Annotated in this window: 11 protein-coding genes; 7 read left to right on the forward strand and 4 right to left on the reverse strand. The window is 59.9% G+C overall.

Features of this window, described 5'->3' with window-relative positions; genetic code table 11:
• Positions 1-776: 776 nt before the first annotated feature.
• Positions 777-1877 (reverse strand): FUSC family protein, encoded by a 1101-nt coding sequence (locus HBN61_RS18910; protein WP_170047593.1) that lies wholly within the window; start codon positions 1875-1877, stop codon positions 777-779.
• Positions 1878-2062: 185 nt separating this feature from the next.
• Here HBN61_RS18910 and HBN61_RS18915 point away from each other — a divergent pair, with 185 nt between their 5' ends.
• Entirely contained in the window at positions 2063-3472 is a 1410-nt protein-coding gene (locus tag HBN61_RS18915; protein WP_170047595.1) for an FAD-binding oxidoreductase, read from the forward strand.
• A gap of 74 nt (positions 3473-3546) precedes the next feature.
• Positions 3547-4500 (forward strand): LysR substrate-binding domain-containing protein, encoded by a 954-nt coding sequence (locus HBN61_RS18920; RefSeq protein ID WP_094993905.1) that lies wholly within the window; start codon positions 3547-3549, stop codon positions 4498-4500.
• Positions 4501-4504: 4 nt separating this feature from the next.
• Here the strand turns inward: HBN61_RS18920 and HBN61_RS18925 are convergent, their stop codons facing one another.
• On the reverse strand, positions 4505-5845 hold the full coding sequence (locus HBN61_RS18925; protein WP_094993904.1) for an MFS transporter: 1341 nt from the start codon (positions 5843-5845) through the stop codon (positions 4505-4507).
• A gap of 433 nt (positions 5846-6278) precedes the next feature.
• On the opposite strand from HBN61_RS18925, the gene HBN61_RS18930 reads away from it, so the two are divergent.
• The 5 genes from HBN61_RS18930 (at position 6279) to HBN61_RS18950 (ending at position 12765) form a co-directional block, all read left to right on the forward strand.
• Positions 6279-7187: a LysR family transcriptional regulator gene (locus HBN61_RS18930; RefSeq protein ID WP_170047597.1), complete on the forward strand. Its 909-nt coding sequence runs from the start codon at positions 6279-6281 to the stop codon at positions 7185-7187.
• A gap of 151 nt (positions 7188-7338) precedes the next feature.
• Positions 7339-8838, forward strand: coding sequence for an MFS transporter (locus tag HBN61_RS18935; RefSeq protein ID WP_170047647.1), 1500 nt, complete (start codon positions 7339-7341; stop codon positions 8836-8838).
• 19 nt (positions 8839-8857) lie between these two features.
• Positions 8858-9922: an HlyD family secretion protein gene (locus HBN61_RS18940; RefSeq protein WP_170047599.1), complete on the forward strand. Its 1065-nt coding sequence runs from the start codon at positions 8858-8860 to the stop codon at positions 9920-9922.
• On the forward strand, positions 9919-11355 hold the full coding sequence (locus tag HBN61_RS18945) for an efflux transporter outer membrane subunit (RefSeq protein WP_170047601.1): 1437 nt from the start codon (positions 9919-9921) through the stop codon (positions 11353-11355). Before HBN61_RS18940 ends, HBN61_RS18945 begins: the two co-directional genes overlap by 4 nt.
• Before the next feature lie 90 nt (positions 11356-11445).
• Positions 11446-12765: an MFS transporter gene (locus tag HBN61_RS18950; protein ID WP_170047603.1), complete on the forward strand. Its 1320-nt coding sequence runs from the start codon at positions 11446-11448 to the stop codon at positions 12763-12765.
• 12 nt (positions 12766-12777) lie between these two features.
• Here HBN61_RS18950 and HBN61_RS18955 read toward each other — a convergent pair whose 3' ends face one another.
• A complete protein-coding gene (locus tag HBN61_RS18955; RefSeq protein ID WP_170047605.1) occupies positions 12778-13929 on the reverse strand; it encodes an MFS transporter in 1152 nt (383 codons plus the stop codon).
• A gap of 144 nt (positions 13930-14073) precedes the next feature.
• Entirely contained in the window at positions 14074-16089 is a 2016-nt protein-coding gene (gene uvrB, locus HBN61_RS18960) for an excinuclease ABC subunit UvrB (RefSeq protein WP_094993899.1), read from the reverse strand.
• Between the last annotated feature and the right edge of the window lie 310 nt (positions 16090-16399).

The following is a 16399-nucleotide window of genomic DNA, read 5'->3' on the forward strand; positions in this document are numbered from 1 at the left end:
CGCTCTCGGCGGGTTTGCTTGCGCTTGCCGGCGTACTCAAAGTCGGAAAAGCTCATCTGGCTCATGGGCGGCTCGGATCAGGTGTTGCGGGGATTCTCGCATAACTGAAGGCTTGTTCGGAGATTCCTTAAGGGTTAAGTTTCAATGTGCCGGTCAGCCCCACCCACCCAAGTTTCATCAATCGAGAACAAGCGTGAATACAACGGGTTGAATGGAACGTAGTGTTTCTTGGTGCGGGAACGGGGTTGTTCAAACACGCGGGCGTCACGGCAGCCCTTGTTGCGTGCTGTTGACGCACCCTGCCCGACGCCCTGTGACCACGGAGCGTGTACACGCTGCCGGTTACAAACACCCGGCACATTGCACGGGATACGTGCATCATGGGTTGAGTTGTAAAGATGCATTCAGTGGTCATGGGCCTTACCGTTTAGTTCCATCAAAACGGGCGCGATCAGAGCGTAGACCATAAATTTGAGCTGCAGAGGGTACGTCTGGCACAGCGCAAGAATGAAGGACGAGGCTTGACGGGTGAATGCGAGCGGCGCTTTCAATTAAATATCTTTTAAATCAATGGGTTGAGATTGCTTTAAGCATTGAATTGACCGTTTTTGCTCCCTTTTTTGGCTGTTTTGAGTGGGATTTGAAGCTAAAATCTTCATCTTTAGTGCTCTATGTCATAAATGCTTGTAGGGATCTTCTTGTTGTTAGTCGGCTTTCTGTATCGACATTCGATACAGGTGGCGCGACATTCCCGCGCCATGTCGTGATTGAGAACACTAATTTTTAGAGGGGCGTTTAGGGTTAATGAACAAGTGTTTATGCCCCGGATGGTAGAGCGCGGCGTGCAGTTGATCATTCAATGCCGTCAATTGCCTGAGCATCTCAAGGCTTAACCAGACATAGGCATAAAATGCGGTTTGTATTTCTTTACCATTCATACTGTTTAACGCCAGTTCGCGTAGTTCTTGGGCACTGTTACGCAGTTGTGTACTGATTTCGTTGTTGTCGATGCCCATCACTAACTTGTTTTGCAGCGATTGCAGCGCCAGCGGAATCAACCGGTGCAAATCACTCAAGGCCGGTTCGTTTTTAATCAACAAATGGTTTTCCCGGGATGACCAGTACGCATCAATCATTAGAATCAGCGTGGACACGACATTGCGGTGCAGGGTTTGCAGTGAATTAAACACGTCTTGTTTGAGGTGGCTTTCATTACTGGCTGGCGCAATGTAATTGCGCAACTTCACCACCCCATCCAGTTCGTCTTTGAGTTTGTCGTCCAGGCTGGGCCGCTCAAGGACCAGCGGCGAAAAATACGCCTCATACAGGTCATTGAGTTTGCCCATGCTCTGGCTGAACTTGATGCGCAGGTCGGTGTAAGCCCGCTGCGGGTAAATGCTGGTGAAGATCAACGCCAGAATCGAACCCGCCATCACATAGACGCTGCGCAATACGGCGGCGTCCATGTCGTTGGGGGCCGAACAACTGACCACGGCCAGGGTCGCGCCAATCAAGAGCGCCATGTAGGGATGCTTGCCCAGTGTCAGGTAGCCGCACGCGAACATCACCACCGCGCACCACAGCAGCATCGCGGGGAATGAATACATTTCCAGGTACAGCGCCACCAGCCCCGACAGGGCGCCGATTACCGTACCGCCCGTTCGTTGCACGGCCCGTGAGAACACATTGCCCCAGTAGGGCAGCGGGCCCATCACGATCAGCATGGTAATCAAGGCCCAAGAGGCGTCTTCGAGCTTGAACCAGCGGATGGCAGCGAACGTGATCAAAAACGCCAGACTGATGCGTGTCGCGTGAATCCAGCGGTAATAGCGACACGCCAACTGCTCGAGCGTCGAAATCTTTTTTCCCAGTTGCATGTCGTCCCCAATCATTGATGTGGATTGGGCTGGCAGCGTAGTTCAAGGGCGGGGAGTCCTCCACACGATGAGCTGATTTGCCATGCGCATTCGAGATGGCACGTTCTGTATTTGCTATGGCCAAGACGCACAGTGCAGCGCTTAAGATGGCGACCACAGGCCAAAAAAATAAAGAGGAAGTGCTGATGAATGCTGTGCAGGCGCCGTTGACCCGCCCACCTTTGCCCGAGTCGTTGCTGCAACAGTTGCAGGCGCTGTTGGGCTCCCGTCTGTCGACCTCTGCCAGTGTGCGCGAGCACCACGGCAGTGATATTTCCTCGTTGGGGCCGATTGCGCCGGACGCGGTGGCGTTCGTGCAGAGCCTTGATGAAATCGTCAGCGTTTCCCGGGTGTGTCATGCCCACGACGTACCGATGATCCCCTACGGCAGTGGCACCTCGCTGGAGGGCTGGCTGCAAGCGGTGAAGGGCGGGGTGTGCATCGATGTGTCGGGGATGAACCAGATCCTTGAGATTCGCCCGGACGACATGGACGTCACGGTGCAACCGGGTGTTACTCGCAAACAGCTGAATGCGGCCCTGCATGGTACGGGCCTGTTCTTCCCGATTGATCCGGGCGCAGACGCCTCGTTGGGCGGCATGGCTTCGACCCGGGCATCGGGCACTAACGCGGTGCGCTACGGGACCATGCGTGAAAATGTGCTGGGCATGACGGCGGTGCTGGCCGACGGCCGAGTGATTAAAACCGGGGGCCGGGCGCGCAAATCGTCGGCGGGCTACGACCTTACGCATTTGCTGGTGGGTTCGGGCGGTACGCTGGCCACCTTTGCCGAGCTGACGGTCAAGCTGCACCCTTTGCCGGAAGCAATATCGGCGGCGATTTGCACGTTCCCGACAGTGGATCATGCCGTGCGCGCAGTGATTCAGACCATCCAGCTCGGCGTGCCGATAGCCCGCATTGAACTGATCGATGCCCTGACCGTGCGGGCGATTAACGCCTACAGCAAAACCGCCTTACGCGAAGCGCCCTCGCTGTTTTTCGAGCTGCATGGCTCTGAATCCGGGGTCAAGGAGCAGATAGAAACCGTGCGCATGGTGGCCGATGAGCATGGCGGGCAAGACTTTGAATGGGCCGTCAATCCCGAAGACCGTACCCGTCTATGGCAAGCACGGCACGATGCGTATTTCGCATCCGTGGCCCTGCGCCCAGGCTGCCGCTCCTTGACCACCGATTCGGTGGTGCCGATCTCGCGACTGGCGGAGTGCATGGAGGCCACGGCTGCAGACTTGCAGGAACACGGTTTGCTGGCGCCGATTTTCGGCCACGTCGGGGATGGCAATTTCCACGCGCTGATTCTGGTCGATCCCAACGATCCCGACGAAGTCGCTCGAGCCGAAGCGGTTGCCCATCGCCTGGCCGAACGGGCGATTGCCTATGAAGGCAGTTGCACGGGGGAGCATGGCATCGGCCTGACCAAGCGCGATTACCTGGTGGTGGAACACGGGCAAAACGCGGTCGACGTGATGCAGTCGATCAAGCACGCGCTGGACCCGAAAGGGCTGATGAACCCCGGCAAAATTTTCAATCGCGACTAGTTCGCGGCTTGCGCGCGCAGCGCACAAGGATTGTCAGGTGACGCTGCAATCGCGGCGTGTATAGAATCCGCGGCATGGAAATTCGTCAGCTCAAATATTTTGTCGCCATTCTCGACAGCGGCAGCCTCAGCGGGGCTGCCCGCGACGTGTTTGTCGCCCAGTCGGCGCTGAGCAAGCAAATCCTTGACCTTGAGAAAGAGCTTGGGGTGCAACTGTTGCACCGCAGCCACAGCGGGGTGACTGCCACTGAGCCGGGCAAGGTGTTTTACGAATATGCCCAGGGCATTCTCAAGCATTTGCAGGACGCACGCAGTGCGGTGCTGAACTCGGCGCAAGCCGTCAGCGGCCCGGTGGTGGTGGCGCTGCCGCAGAGTGTTGCCAGCCCGCTGGCCTTACCCTTGCTGCGCGAGGTGGCCGCGCGCTATCCGCAGGTGCAGTTAAACCTCAATGAAGAGTTGACCGGTAACCTGTTCGAACAACTGTTGTACGGGCGCATCGATCTGGCGCTGTTCACCGATGCCGAGCTGCCGCCCGAGATCGCCTTTACCCCGTTGCTGGAAGAAGATTTTTACTGGCTGTGCGCGACCAGCGATGACCCATGGCCAGCCGGTCAGGTGCTTGATCTGCAACAAGCGTTTGCCCGGCCGCTGGTATGGCCGGGCGCAGCGCATGGGCATTGCACACGGGCGATTGTCGAGCGGGTGGCGGCGCGCAGTGGCCTGTTTGCGTCAACGCCTGCACTGGAGGTCAATTCAGTGCACATCCTCAAAAGTGCGGTTGAGGCGGGTGTGGGGCCGACCCTGATGCCCCTCAACCTGGCCCGTCGCGAACTCGAAGAGGGGCGGCTGACAGCTCACCGCATCGCATGTGCGGGGTTGTATCGCACGCTGGGCATGTGTGTGTCGACGCGCATGCCACCGACCCCCGCACGTGAGGCGGTCGCCGCGTTGATCGCGCAGGTGGTCAGCGGCATGTGTGAGCAAGGGCAGTGGCCCGGCAGCCGGCGGTTGACCACCGGGCCCCGCTGAGGTGTTACGGGCGCTGCACCGCGACCACAGGGGCCGGGCCGCGCAGGTTCAATCTGGCTTTGGGTACGCACAACCCCAGTGCACCGCCCAGCACCAGCACCGCCGCCATCATGTACATGGCGGCCTGGGTACTGCCGGTTATTTGCGTGATCCAGCCCACCACAATGGTGGCGAAGAAGCCCGCCACATTGCCCATTGAGTTAATCAGTGCAATCCCTGCTGCGGCTGCGGCACCGCCCACCACGGCCGTCGGCATGCCCCAGAATACGGGCAGGCTGCTGATCATCGCAGCGGTGCCGACGGTCAGGCCGATCATGGCCAGTAGCAGGTTGTCACCGAACAGGGTGCCGAACAGCACACCCGCCGCGCCGACCAGTGCGCACAATGCCACGTGCCAGCGGTACTCATGACGGCGGTCAGAACTGCGCCCCACCCACACCATGGCCACAGCCGCCGCGGCGAACGGTATGGCTGACAACATGCCGATGACCCACGGCTGTTCGATGCCGCTGTTACGAATGATGGTGGGCATCCAGAAGCTGATGATGTATTGGCCCATCACTAGGCAGAAATACACCGCCCCCAGCAACCAGATTTTCGGGTTAAGCAGGCCCTCACGCACCGAGTGCCCCTGTTTGCCCTGGTTATCGCGGTCGATGGCGGCTTGCATGGCGTGCTTTTCGTCATCGCTCAGCCAACCGGCGTCGGCAATGCGGTCGTGCAGCAGGCAGAACACAGCCATGCCCAAAAACACGGCAGGCAAGCCTTCAATAACGAATAGCCATTGCCAGCCGGCATAACCGGCCACGCCGTTCATGTTTTGCATGATGTAGCCGGAGATTAATGACCCCAGCAGGTTGGAAATCGGCAGGGCCGAGATGAACAGTGCCACCATCACCCCGCGTCGGTGACCGGGAAACCAGGTGGTGAGGTAGAAAATGATGCCGGGAAAGAACCCCGCTTCGGCCACACCGATCAGAAAGCGCAGCGCATAAAAGCTCCACGGTGTTTGCACAAACATCATGGCGGCAGACAACAAGCCCCAGGTCACCATGATGCGAGCGATCCAGCGTCGTGCGCCGAAGCGGTGCAGGGCGATGTTACTGGGCACTTCAAACATCAAGTAGCCGATGAAAAATATCCCGGCACCCAGCCCGTACACGGCCTCGCTGAATTTCAAGTCATCAAGCATTTGCAGCTTGGCAAAGCCGACGTTGACCCGGTCCAGATAGGCCACCAGAAAACAGACCATTAACAGCGGCATGACGCGCCAGGCGGTTTTACGATATGCCCCGTCTAGAGCCTGATCATCGGGGTCAGCGTGTTGCGCAGGAAGGTGAGTCATCGTTCAAGCCCTTTTTTGTTATCACGCGCCTGAACACGGGCGTGGGCAGGCATCTTTTAGTGAGGTGCAAAAGGGACTCTAAGGTCGCGGGACGATTCGCACAATCGGCGGTTTATCTTTCGTGCAGGAGAAGACAGGCAGGCCAAAAGTGGCAGAAAAGACAAGCAGGCAGGTGCGGGTTGAGCGAGGGGGCATAAAAAGGGCCATTACCATCATGGGGATCCGGTAATGGCCAACTATCTCAACCAAAGAGAGCGTCAGGACTGACCTGACGGACGAGAATGTATCAATGGGCCACTTAGTTAGCTAGCTAAGGAGGCGCGAAACAGTTTTACCTTATGCGCAACAATGGTGCGTTTTTCAGGTGGGGGCATGGCGCCGGCGCAATGCCTGGAACTGTTCACGTCATCACTTAGGCGCTAACCTTTGGCCCATGCACATACCTGACATGAATTTACTGGTTGCCCTCAACGTATTGCTTGAAGAAGGCTCGGTGGTCGGCGCTGCCCGACGCATGAACCTCAGCGCGCCCGCAATGAGCCGCACCCTGACGCGCATCCGCGAGACCCTGAATGATCCGATTTTGGTGCGTTCCGGTCGCGGGCTGGTGCCCACCCCCCGCGCACTGGAACTGCGCGAGCAGGTGCGCGGTGTGGTTGAACTGGCGCACGGGGTATTTACCCAAGGGCAGGACAGCGACCTTAGTCAGTTGGACCGCACCTTCAGCATCCGGGCCAAAGATGTATTTTTCGGTGTGTATGGCGTGGCATTGCGTCGGAAAATGGCCTTGGAAATGCCGAATGCCGCGTTGCGGGTGGTACCTGAAGGCTTCACCGACGATGAGGCTTTGAGTGAGGGCCGCATTGACCTGGCCATCGGGTCCACGCTTCCTTCAAGTGCAGACATCAAAGTGCAGCACTTGTTTACCTGCCCGTTCGTAGGGCTGGCCCGAGAAGGGCATCCGATTTTCGATCAGCCGATTACGCCGCAGCGTTTCGCCGCCTACGACCACATCAGCGTCTCGCGCCGGGGGCGAGCGCGTGGGCCTATCGATGCGGTGCTGGCGCAAATGGCCCTTGAGCGCAGGGTGCTATTCACCACACCGACGTTTTATTCCGCGATTTTTGCCTTGGCTGACTCGGAATTGATCCTGCCGCTGATGCCACAGTTGTTGCTTAAAACCTTGGAGCCCCTGGGGCTGAGACTGCGCGCTTTTGAGCTGCCAATCCTTGTAAAACCGGAAGAAATTTCTCAGGCATGGCACCCGCGACTCGACAACGATCACGCTCATCGTTGGCTGCGCCGGACCCTGAAAACCCTGTGCGATAACGCCACGGCCTGAAGGGTATTTGTGGATTGCGTTTGGCGCATTCCACGCGTGCCGATATATCAATTTTTATAACTGTCGCTGCTGATTACACTTTTCGTCCTCTTTAATGACGACGGAGTCAGCCATGTGCGGCGGTTCTAACGGTGCGCGCGGCGTGCAGGGTATGCCAGTGCCGGCCCCGGTCATCGACGCGGCATTCGGCCTGCGGATTTTCACCGGGCTGGTCGGCGTGCTGCTGGCTGTGCTGGTGTCGGGTTTCAACGAAAACGTCATCAAGGTGGCGATGCCAGACATTCGCGGCGCGATGGGCATCGGCTATGACGAAAGCACCTGGCTGCTGGCGGTTTACTCCGCTACCTCGATCAGCGCCATGGCCTTTGCGCCGTGGTGCGCTGCGACGTTCTCCCTGCGACGTTTTACGCTATGCGCGATTGGCGCCTTTTTGCTGCTGGGCATCCTCTGCCCGTTCGCCCCCACTGTCGATGTGCTAATGCTGTTGCGCATCCTGCAAGGCTTTGCCGGGGGCGCCTTGCCGCCCATGTTGATGTCAGCGGCGCTGCGTTTTTTGCCACCGGGGATTCGCCTGTACGGCTTGGGCAGTTACGCGCTGACCGCCACCTTTGGCCCCAGTTTTGGCACACCGCTGTCAGCCTGGTGGGTGGAATACGCAGGTTGGCAATGGGCGTTCTGGCAAATCATTCCGTTAAGCCTGCTGGCCATGGTCTGTGTCGCCTGGGGCTTGCCGCACGACCCGCTACGCCTTGAACGTTTCAAGCAATTTGACTGGCGCGGCCTGCTCTTGGGCCTGCCGGGTTTGATCATGCTGGTGCTGGGGTTGGAGCTGGGTCAACGCATGAACTGGTTTGCGTCCCCGATGATCCGCCTGTTCATCGTCGGCGGGGTGGGGTTGCTGGTGCTGTTTTTCATCAATGAATGGTCGCACCCGTTGCCGTTTTTCAAATTGCAGTTGCTCAAGATCCGCAACCTTGCGCACGCGCTGATCACCTTGGGTGGGGTGCTGTTTGTGCTGCTGGCGCTGATCAAGATCCCGTCCAGTTATCTGGCACAGATTCAGGGCTACCGGCCTTTGGAAACCGCGCCGGTGATGCTGCTGGTGGCGGTGCCGCAACTGATCGCACTGCCGTTGGTGGTCGCACTGTGCAACGTGCGTTGGGTGGATTGCCGCTGGGTGCTGGCCATCGGATTGGCCTTGTTGGCGCTGGCCTGTGTTATTGGCTCGCAAGTGACCTCAGCGTGGAACCGCGACAACTTCTACGCGCTGCAAGCGATTCAAATCATTGCCCAGCCCATGGCGGTGATTCCGCTGCTGATGCTGGCCACAGGCAGCCTGAACCCGGCCGACGGGCCGTTTGCGTCGGCCTGGTTCAACACGGTCAAAGGGTTCGCGGCCATGGCCGCGGGCAGTTTGCTGCAAGTGATCACCCTCAACCGCGAACACTTTCACTCGATGATGCTGGTGGACCGGATCGGCAATTGGCCACTCGTCAGCGACGGCGCAGATCTGGCACGCCGTGTTCACCAGCAGGCGATAGTGCTGACCTCGTCTGACCTTTATCTGTGCATGGCCGGTCTGGCCCTGCTGCTGATTGTTTTAATCCCTTTCGGCCCGACGCGGATCTATCCGCCACGGGCTGGTGGCTGAATCTGTGCGGAGTAATGACATGAACACAACACGCGGGCGCACGCCTTGGGTGGTGGCGGGGCTGGGACTGCTGGCGGTGGTGCTGTTGTATGGCCTGTGGCGGCTGGTGTTTGGCGCTAGCGCGGTGCAAAGCACCAATGACGCGTTTGTCAGTGCCGATTTCACCCTGGTGGCGCCGAAGGTAGCGGGCTTTATTGAGGCGGTGCTGGTGCAGGATAACCAGCCGGTCAAGGCGGGCCAGTTACTGGCGCGCATCGATCCGCAAGACTACGAGGCTGAGGTACAGGCGGCAAAGGCCAGTGTGGCAATGGCTCAGGCGCAACAGGCGAATGCGCTGGCAAGGATGGAACGCCAGCGTTCGTTGATCGAACAGGCCACTGCCACGGTGGACGCAGACCTGGCGCAAGTGGAGTTTGCGGCCCATGAATTGAAGCGCTACGAGCATCTGGCAGGCCAGGGCGCCGGGACGCTGCAAAATTCGCAGCAGGCAAAAAACCGCTCGCAAACCGCCCGCGCATTATTGGCTCAGCACAAGGCAGCGCTGGAAGCGGCCCGCCAGCAAACCCGCGTGCTGGTTGCCGAGCACACCGCCGCTCAAGCCTCGGTGCAACATGCGCAAGCATTGCTGGCACGCGCCGAGCTGGACCTGTCGCACACCCGCGTGGTCGCTCCCTTTGATGGCGTGATCGGGCGCCGCAGTCTGCGGCTTGGGGCCTACGTAAAGCCCGGCGACACGATTATGGCCGTGGTGCCTTTGGCGCAGGCCTATGTCGTGGCCAACTTTCTGGAAAATCAATTGACCCACATGCGGCCTGGCCAGCGGGTCAGCATCAAGGTCGATACCTTCCCCGGAGAACTCTTGCTCGGCACGGTTGACAGCATTGCTCCGGCCACGGGCGTGACGTTTTCGGCTATCGCCCCGGACAACGCCACTGGCAATTTCACCAAAGTGGTGCAACGCGTGCCGGTAAAAATCACCCTCGATCAAGGTCAGCCTATGGCCAGCGAGCTGCGTCTGGGCATGTCGGTGGACGCGGCCATCGACATCGCCTCGACCCGACCCGAACGGGTGATTGCGCGATGAAACTCAACGCATTGGCCTGCGCCGTAGCCTTGAACCTGACCGGTTGCGTGATGGGCCCGGACTTTCGCACCCCGACCTCACCGTTGCCCGCACATTGGGCGCCCACGGCCAGTGAAACCGGTCATAGCCGGGCGGTCGATTGGCGTTGGTGGGACAGTTTTGGCGATGCGCAACTGGCGGCCCTGGTGCGTGAGGCGCTTCTCAGTAATCTCGATCTGCAACAAGCCGCCAGCCGACTTGAGCAAAGTCGTGCCCTACGTCGCCAGATCGCTGCCGACACCTTGCCGGCGGTGAGTGGTGGGCTGGATTACAGCCGCAGCCGTAATAGTCAGCGCGGGTTGAACGACCCGTCGGGTCGCAGCGGTAAACAGGCGTTCAGCCTGTGGAATGGTGGCCTTAGGTTCAGTTGGGAAGCTGACGTGTGGGGGCGGGTCAAGCGCTCCGTGGAAGCGGCCGACGCCACGGTGCGCATGGCGGAGGAAGACCGCCACGGCGTGCAATTGCTGGTCATGCGGCAAACGGCGCAACAGTACATCCAGTTGCGCGGCATCCAGCAGGTGCTGACGGTGGTGGAGCAAAACCTGAAGATTGCACAGCGCACGCTGGAGTTGACGCGCTTGCAAGTCCAGGAGGGCGTGGCCACGGACCTGCAAGTGTCTGAAGCTGCCTCGCAAGTGGCGGAGATGCAAGCGCGACTGGCGCCGTTGCAGCAAAACAGCGCTCAGTTGATCAATGCCTTGAGCCTGTTGCTGGGTAAGGCGCCGCGTGCGTTGCACCGGCAATTGGCGACCCTTGCCCCCGTGCCTGCGTACCGAGGGGATGTGCCCATCGGTTTGCCGAGTGAACTGGCCCAGCGCCGCCCGGACATTCGCAGCGCCGACGCGAGGTTGCACGCCGCAACGGCCGCCATCGGCGTGGCGCGAGCAGACTTCTATCCGCGCATCACGTTGTCCGGCAACCTTGAGTTTCAAGCCCTGCAGTTGTCGGATTTGGGCAGTTGGGGCTCGCGCCGCTTTGCCCTCGGGCCGGGCTTGAGCGTGCCGTTGTTTGAAGGCGCACGTTTGCAGGGCGCATTGCAATTGCAGGAAGGTCGTCAGCAGGAAGCGGGGGTCCATTATCAGCAAACCGTGCTGCGGGCCTGGCATGAGGTGGATGATGCGCTGGTGGCCTATCAGGCCAACCAGCAACGCCGGGACAGCCTGCAGCAGGCGGTGCGTCACAGCGAGCGGGCGCTCGACAGCGTGCATCAGCAGTACGCGCAGGGCACGGTGGATTTTCTCAACGTCATGACGGTGCAAAACGCGCTGCTGGCCAATCAGGCGGCGTGGGTGCAGAGCACGGCAGCGGTGTCGCTAGCGCTGGTGGACGTCTATGTCTCGCTGGGTGGGGGCTGGGAGGTGAGTCAGTGCAGGCGTGAGCCCTGCCTCAAGTAGAGGTTGAAGTCCCAGGATGCAGATTTGCTATGCTCGCGCCCTTGGTCGCAGCGTCTGCTTAGGCGTGTTCCTTTCACATTGAGCGTATTTATGCCTGCTGATACTCAAGCCTCTTCGGTGCATTTTTCCCGGTCTGACTACCGAACCCTCGGCCTGGCGGCCCTGGGCGGGGCGCTGGAAATCTACGATTTCATCATTTTCGTTTTTTTCGCCTTGACCCTGAGCCAGCTGTTTTTCCCGCCGGACATGCCTGAATGGCTGCGCTTGCTGCAAAGCTTCGGCATTTTCGTGACCGGCTACCTGGCACGCCCGCTGGGCGGCATTCTGATGGCGCACTTTGCCGATCATTTGGGCCGCAAACGGGTGTTCAGCCTCAGTATTTTAATGATGGCCCTGCCGTGCCTGCTGATTGGGGTTATGCCCACTTACGCCGACATTGGTTACTTCGCCCCCTTGATTCTGCTGGCGTTGCGCATCCTGCAAGGCGCAGCGGTAGGGGGCGAGGTGCCCAGCGCCTGGGTGTTCGTGGCCGAGCACGCCCCGGCCGGGCGACGCGGGTATGCACTGGGCTTTTTGCAGGCCGGCTTGACCTTCGGCTATTTGCTGGGAGCCCTGACGGCGACGTTGCTGGCGCAGCTCTTCACCCCCGCCGAAATCCTTGATTACGCATGGCGGTTTCCGTTCCTGCTGGGCGGGGTATTCGGGGTGATCGGTGTATGGCTGCGCCGCTGGCTGAGCGAGACCCCGGTCTTTCTGGCCCTGCGCGAACGCAACGAGGGCAGGGCGCAGTTCCCGCTGCGCACCGTATTGCGCGACCATCGCAGTGCCTTGCTGCCTGCGGCGTTACTGACCTGCGTATTGACCAGCGCGGTGGTGGTGTTTGTGGTGATAACCCCCACCGTCATGCAACAGCGCTTTGGTATGGACGCTAGCCATACCTTTGCGTTGAGCAGTCTGGGGATCGTGTGTTTAAACCTGGGCTGCGTGCTGGCCGGGTTGATGGTGGACCGCATCGGCGTATGGCGCAGCATCGTGCTTTACAGTCTGCTGCTGCCGCTGGGGATTGGCCTGCTTTACGCCAGTCTGGTCGGTCAATGGGCCATGCCGGGGCTGGCGTATGCGTTTGCCGGCCTGACCTGCGGCATCGTCGGCGTGGTGCCGTCGGTGATGGTGGGGTTGTTCCCTGCTCCGATTCGGGTGTCGGGTATTTCCTTCACCTACAACATCGCGTACGCCCTGTGGGCCAGTACCACGCCCCTGTTGCTGATTGCGCTGATGCCCTGGAGCCCGTGGGTTTGCGTGGGATTCTGCGCAATGATGGGGCTGGTCGGTGTGCTCACGGCACGCGTGTTCGGTTTTGCACGGGGGGTGCAGGTGGAGCAACGGCTGTTGGCGAATGTGCCAGGGTAGGGGCAGCCAGGTTTAAACCCGCAAGATCCGCCCGCTGATGGCCACGACCAGCAGCAGGGCGGCGATCATCAGGAAGGCCACGCTCAAACTGCTGGCGTGTGCGACAAATCCGATTGCCGCAGGGCCTGCGAGAATACCGGCGTAGCCCAGCGTGGTGATGGCCGGTACGGCGATGTGTTCAGGCATCACGGTTTGCTTGCCCACGGCGGAGTACAGCACCGGCACAATGTTGGAACATCCCGCGCCTACTAGCGCGTAGCCGAGCAATGCCACTTGCCAACCCGGTGCCAGGGTAGCCAGTGCCAGGCCCAACGCCGCGAGCGCCCCTCCCAGCACGATCACCCGGGTGGGGCCCAACCGCCGGACGAGGGTGTCGCCCAGCAAGCGCCCGGCGGTCATGGTCAGGGCGAAGGCGGCATAGCCCAAGCCCGCATAGGCTTCGCCGATGTGTTTTTCAGCGCTGAGGAACACGGCGCTCCAGTCAAGCATGGCCCCTTCGGCCAAAAATACGATGAAGCACAGCACACCGATGAACAGCACCACGCCGTGAGGGATGGCAAATGCCGGGCCACTGCTTTCACTGCCATACGGCAGCAGGTGCGGTGCGGCTTTGGCCAGCGCAGCCAGTAACAGCACAATCACCACGGCAATCGCCCACAGCGGTGTAAGCCCCAGCGCCAGCAAGGCGCTGACCCCCGCCGCACCGGCAATCCCGCCCACGCTGAACAGGCCGTGGAAGCCCGACATCATATTGCGGCCGCTGGCGCGTTCGACGATCACGGCTTGCAGGTTGACCGTGGAATCCACGACCCCCAAACCGGCCCCAAACACAAACAGCGTGGCAATCAGCAGTGCGACGGTGCTGGCGGTGGCCAGTAGAGGCAGTGCCAGACAAATCAATAGCGTACCGGCGATGGTGACGTTGCGGCAGCCATAACGGGTCGCCAGCATGCCCGCGATGGGCATCGCCAGAATCGAACCGGCCCCCAAACATAACAACAGCAAGCCCAAGGTGGCCTCGTCCAGCCCCGCCCGGGCTTTGGCATAGGGCACCAACGGCGCCCAGGCCGCCACGCCGAACCCGGCAATAAAGAACGCCATGCGGGTCGACATCTGCTCGAGGCGTCCCGGAACAAGGGGCTTTTGCGTAACGGCGGCGGTCATGATCATCCTTGTCTATCGAGTCGGTGCGACGCGGCGAAACATCCTGACATATTCGCGGCGGGCGGTGCGAGGCTGCGCTGTGAAAACGCAGCCTGCGTGCGCCTACAGGCATTGCATGGCCCTCTGGACCTGCTGGTGCACGGTTTACACCTGCAGCAAACGTTCGCGCAATTTGCCGATTTCGTCGCGCATCTGCGCCGCGGCTTCGAATTCCAGGTCGCGGGCCAGTGCGTACATTTTTTCTTCCAGCTGACGAATACGCTTGCTGATTTCGCTCGGTGAACGCAGTTCGTTTTCGTACTTGGCGTTTTCTTCGGCGGCTTTGGCCATGCCTTTGCGTTTTTTGCTGCGCGAGCCGGGCACGGTTGCGCCTTCCATGATGTCGGCCACGTCCTTGAACACGCCTTTGGGGGTGATGCCGTTGGCAAGGTTGAAGGCGATTTGTTTCTCCCGGCGCCGTTCCGTTTCACCGATCGCCCGCTCCATGGAGCCGGTGATACGGTCTGCGTACAGGATTGCCCGGCCATTGAGGTTACGGGCTGCCCGGCCAATGGTCTGGATCAACGAGCGCTCGGAGCGCAGGAAGCCTTCCTTGTCAGCGTCGAGAATCGCCACCAATGACACTTCCGGCATGTCCAGGCCTTCACGCAGCAAGTTGATGCCCACCAGCACGTCAAACACGCCCAAGCGTAAGTCGCGGATGATCTCGACCCGTTCCACCGTGTCGATGTCCGAGTGCAGATAACGCACACGCACACCGTGGTCAGCCAGGTAGTCGGTCAAGTCTTCGGACATACGCTTGGTCAGCGTGGTCACCAGGACGCGCTCTTGCAGCGCCACACGCTTGGTGATTTCCGACAGCAAGTCGTCGACCTGGGTCAGTGCCGGGCGGATCTCGATTTGCGGGTCCACCAGACCGGTCGGACGCACCACCTGTTCGATCACCCGGCCCGCATGCTCGGCTTCGTAGTTGCCGGGGGTGGCCGAGACAAAAATGGTTTGCGGGCTGATGCGCTCCCACTCGTCAAAACGCATGGGCCGGTTGTCCAGCGCCGACGGCAGGCGGAAACCGTACTCAACAAGGGTTTCCTTGCGCGAGCGGTCGCCCTTATACATCGCGCCGACCTGCGGCACACTGACGTGGGATTCATCAATCACCAGCAGTGCGTCAGCCGGCAGGTAATCAAACAGCGTGGGCGGCGGAGCCCCGGATTCGCGTCCCGACAGGTAGCGTGAGTAGTTTTCGATGCCGTTGCAGTAACCCAGCTCCATGATCATTTCCAGGTCGAAGCGGGTGCGCTGTTCAAGCCGCTGGGCTTCCACCAGCTTATTGTTGGCGCGCAGGTAATCGAGGCGCTCTTTGAGCTCTTCCTTGATGCCCTCTACGGCGTCGAGCAGGGTTTCGCGCGGGGTCACGTAGTGGCTTTTCGGGTAGAAGGTGAAGCGCGGCATCTTGCGGATCACTTCACCGGTCAAGGGGTCGAATGCGCTGATGCTCTCGACCTCATCATCAAACAGCTCGATGCGGATGGCTTCGAGGTCGGATTCGGCCGGGTAGATGTCGATGACGTCGCCACGCACGCGGAACGTGGCACGCGCGAAGTCCATGTCGTTGCGGGTGTATTGCAGGTCGGCCAGGCGACGCAGCAGTTCGCGCTGATCGAGTTTGTCGCCGCGGTCGATGTGCAACACCATTTTCAAATAGGTTTCGGGGCTGCCCAAGCCGTAGATGCACGACACCGTGGTCACGATAATCGCGTCCTTGCGTTCCAGCAGCGCTTTGGTCGCTGACAGACGCATTTGTTCGATGTGGTCGTTGATCGAGGCATCTTTCTCAATGAAGGTGTCAGAGGAGGGTACGTAGGCTTCGGGCTGGTAATAGTCGTAGTACGAAACGAAGTATTCCACCGCATTGTTCGGGAAGAACGACTTGAACTCGCCATACAACTGCGCCGCCAGGGTCTTGTTGGGCGCGAGCACCAGGGTCGGACGGTTCACGTGGGCAATCACGTTAGCGATGCTGAAGGTCTTGCCCGAACCGGTCACCCCGAGCAGGGTCTGGTGGGACAGGCCGGCTTCAATGCCTTCGATCATCTGGCGAATGGCTTCGGGTTGATCGCCTGCGGGCTCAAAGCGGGTAACGAGCTGAAAATCGGACATATCTGACCTCTGGATTCGCATCTATAAAGGCATGGACCTTTCAAATGCGCGAAAGACTGCATACGACGCATGCCGCAGGAAAAAAACAGGATACGGCTAAATATGGTGTTGGTGACTGACTGTTTCAAGGCGCGTGTCTGACAGGGCCATTCAGGCCCGGAATGCAATTAGACCAGTGGCCTGAAAATAAACTGAAATACTTGACCAAATCCGGGAATCGCCTGTTGCCCCAATCGTGTACGGGCTTATACTTGCTCCCCGTTTGTGCACCGCTCTAGTGCAATCGGCTGGAGCGTTGTCACCCCCTCCA

The sequence above is a fragment of the Pseudomonas sp. WS 5071 genome, assembly GCF_012985765.1.
GTDB lineage: Bacteria > Pseudomonadota > Gammaproteobacteria > Pseudomonadales > Pseudomonadaceae > Aquipseudomonas > Aquipseudomonas lundensis_A.

What these genes read in the sequence shown, in the direction of transcription:
- HBN61_RS18910 (WP_170047593.1), bottom strand. Translation starts at nt 1,877, where the DNA reads ATGCAACTGGGAAAAAAGATTTCGACGCTCGAGCAGTTGGCGTGTCGC.
- HBN61_RS18915 (WP_170047595.1), top strand. Translation starts at nt 2,063, where the DNA reads ATGAATGCTGTGCAGGCGCCGTTGACCCGCCCACCTTTGCCCGAGTCG.
- HBN61_RS18920 (WP_094993905.1), top strand. Translation starts at nt 3,547, where the DNA reads ATGGAAATTCGTCAGCTCAAATATTTTGTCGCCATTCTCGACAGCGGC.
- HBN61_RS18925 (WP_094993904.1), bottom strand. Translation starts at nt 5,845, where the DNA reads ATGACTCACCTTCCTGCGCAACACGCTGACCCCGATGATCAGGCTCTA.
- HBN61_RS18930 (WP_170047597.1), top strand. Translation starts at nt 6,279, where the DNA reads ATGCACATACCTGACATGAATTTACTGGTTGCCCTCAACGTATTGCTT.
- HBN61_RS18935 (WP_170047647.1), top strand. Translation starts at nt 7,339, where the DNA reads ATGCCAGTGCCGGCCCCGGTCATCGACGCGGCATTCGGCCTGCGGATT.
- HBN61_RS18940 (WP_170047599.1), top strand. Translation starts at nt 8,858, where the DNA reads ATGAACACAACACGCGGGCGCACGCCTTGGGTGGTGGCGGGGCTGGGA.
- HBN61_RS18945 (WP_170047601.1), top strand. Translation starts at nt 9,919, where the DNA reads ATGAAACTCAACGCATTGGCCTGCGCCGTAGCCTTGAACCTGACCGGT.
- HBN61_RS18950 (WP_170047603.1), top strand. Translation starts at nt 11,446, where the DNA reads ATGCCTGCTGATACTCAAGCCTCTTCGGTGCATTTTTCCCGGTCTGAC.
- HBN61_RS18955 (WP_170047605.1), bottom strand. Translation starts at nt 13,929, where the DNA reads ATGACCGCCGCCGTTACGCAAAAGCCCCTTGTTCCGGGACGCCTCGAG.
- uvrB (WP_094993899.1), bottom strand. Translation starts at nt 16,089, where the DNA reads ATGTCCGATTTTCAGCTCGTTACCCGCTTTGAGCCCGCAGGCGATCAA.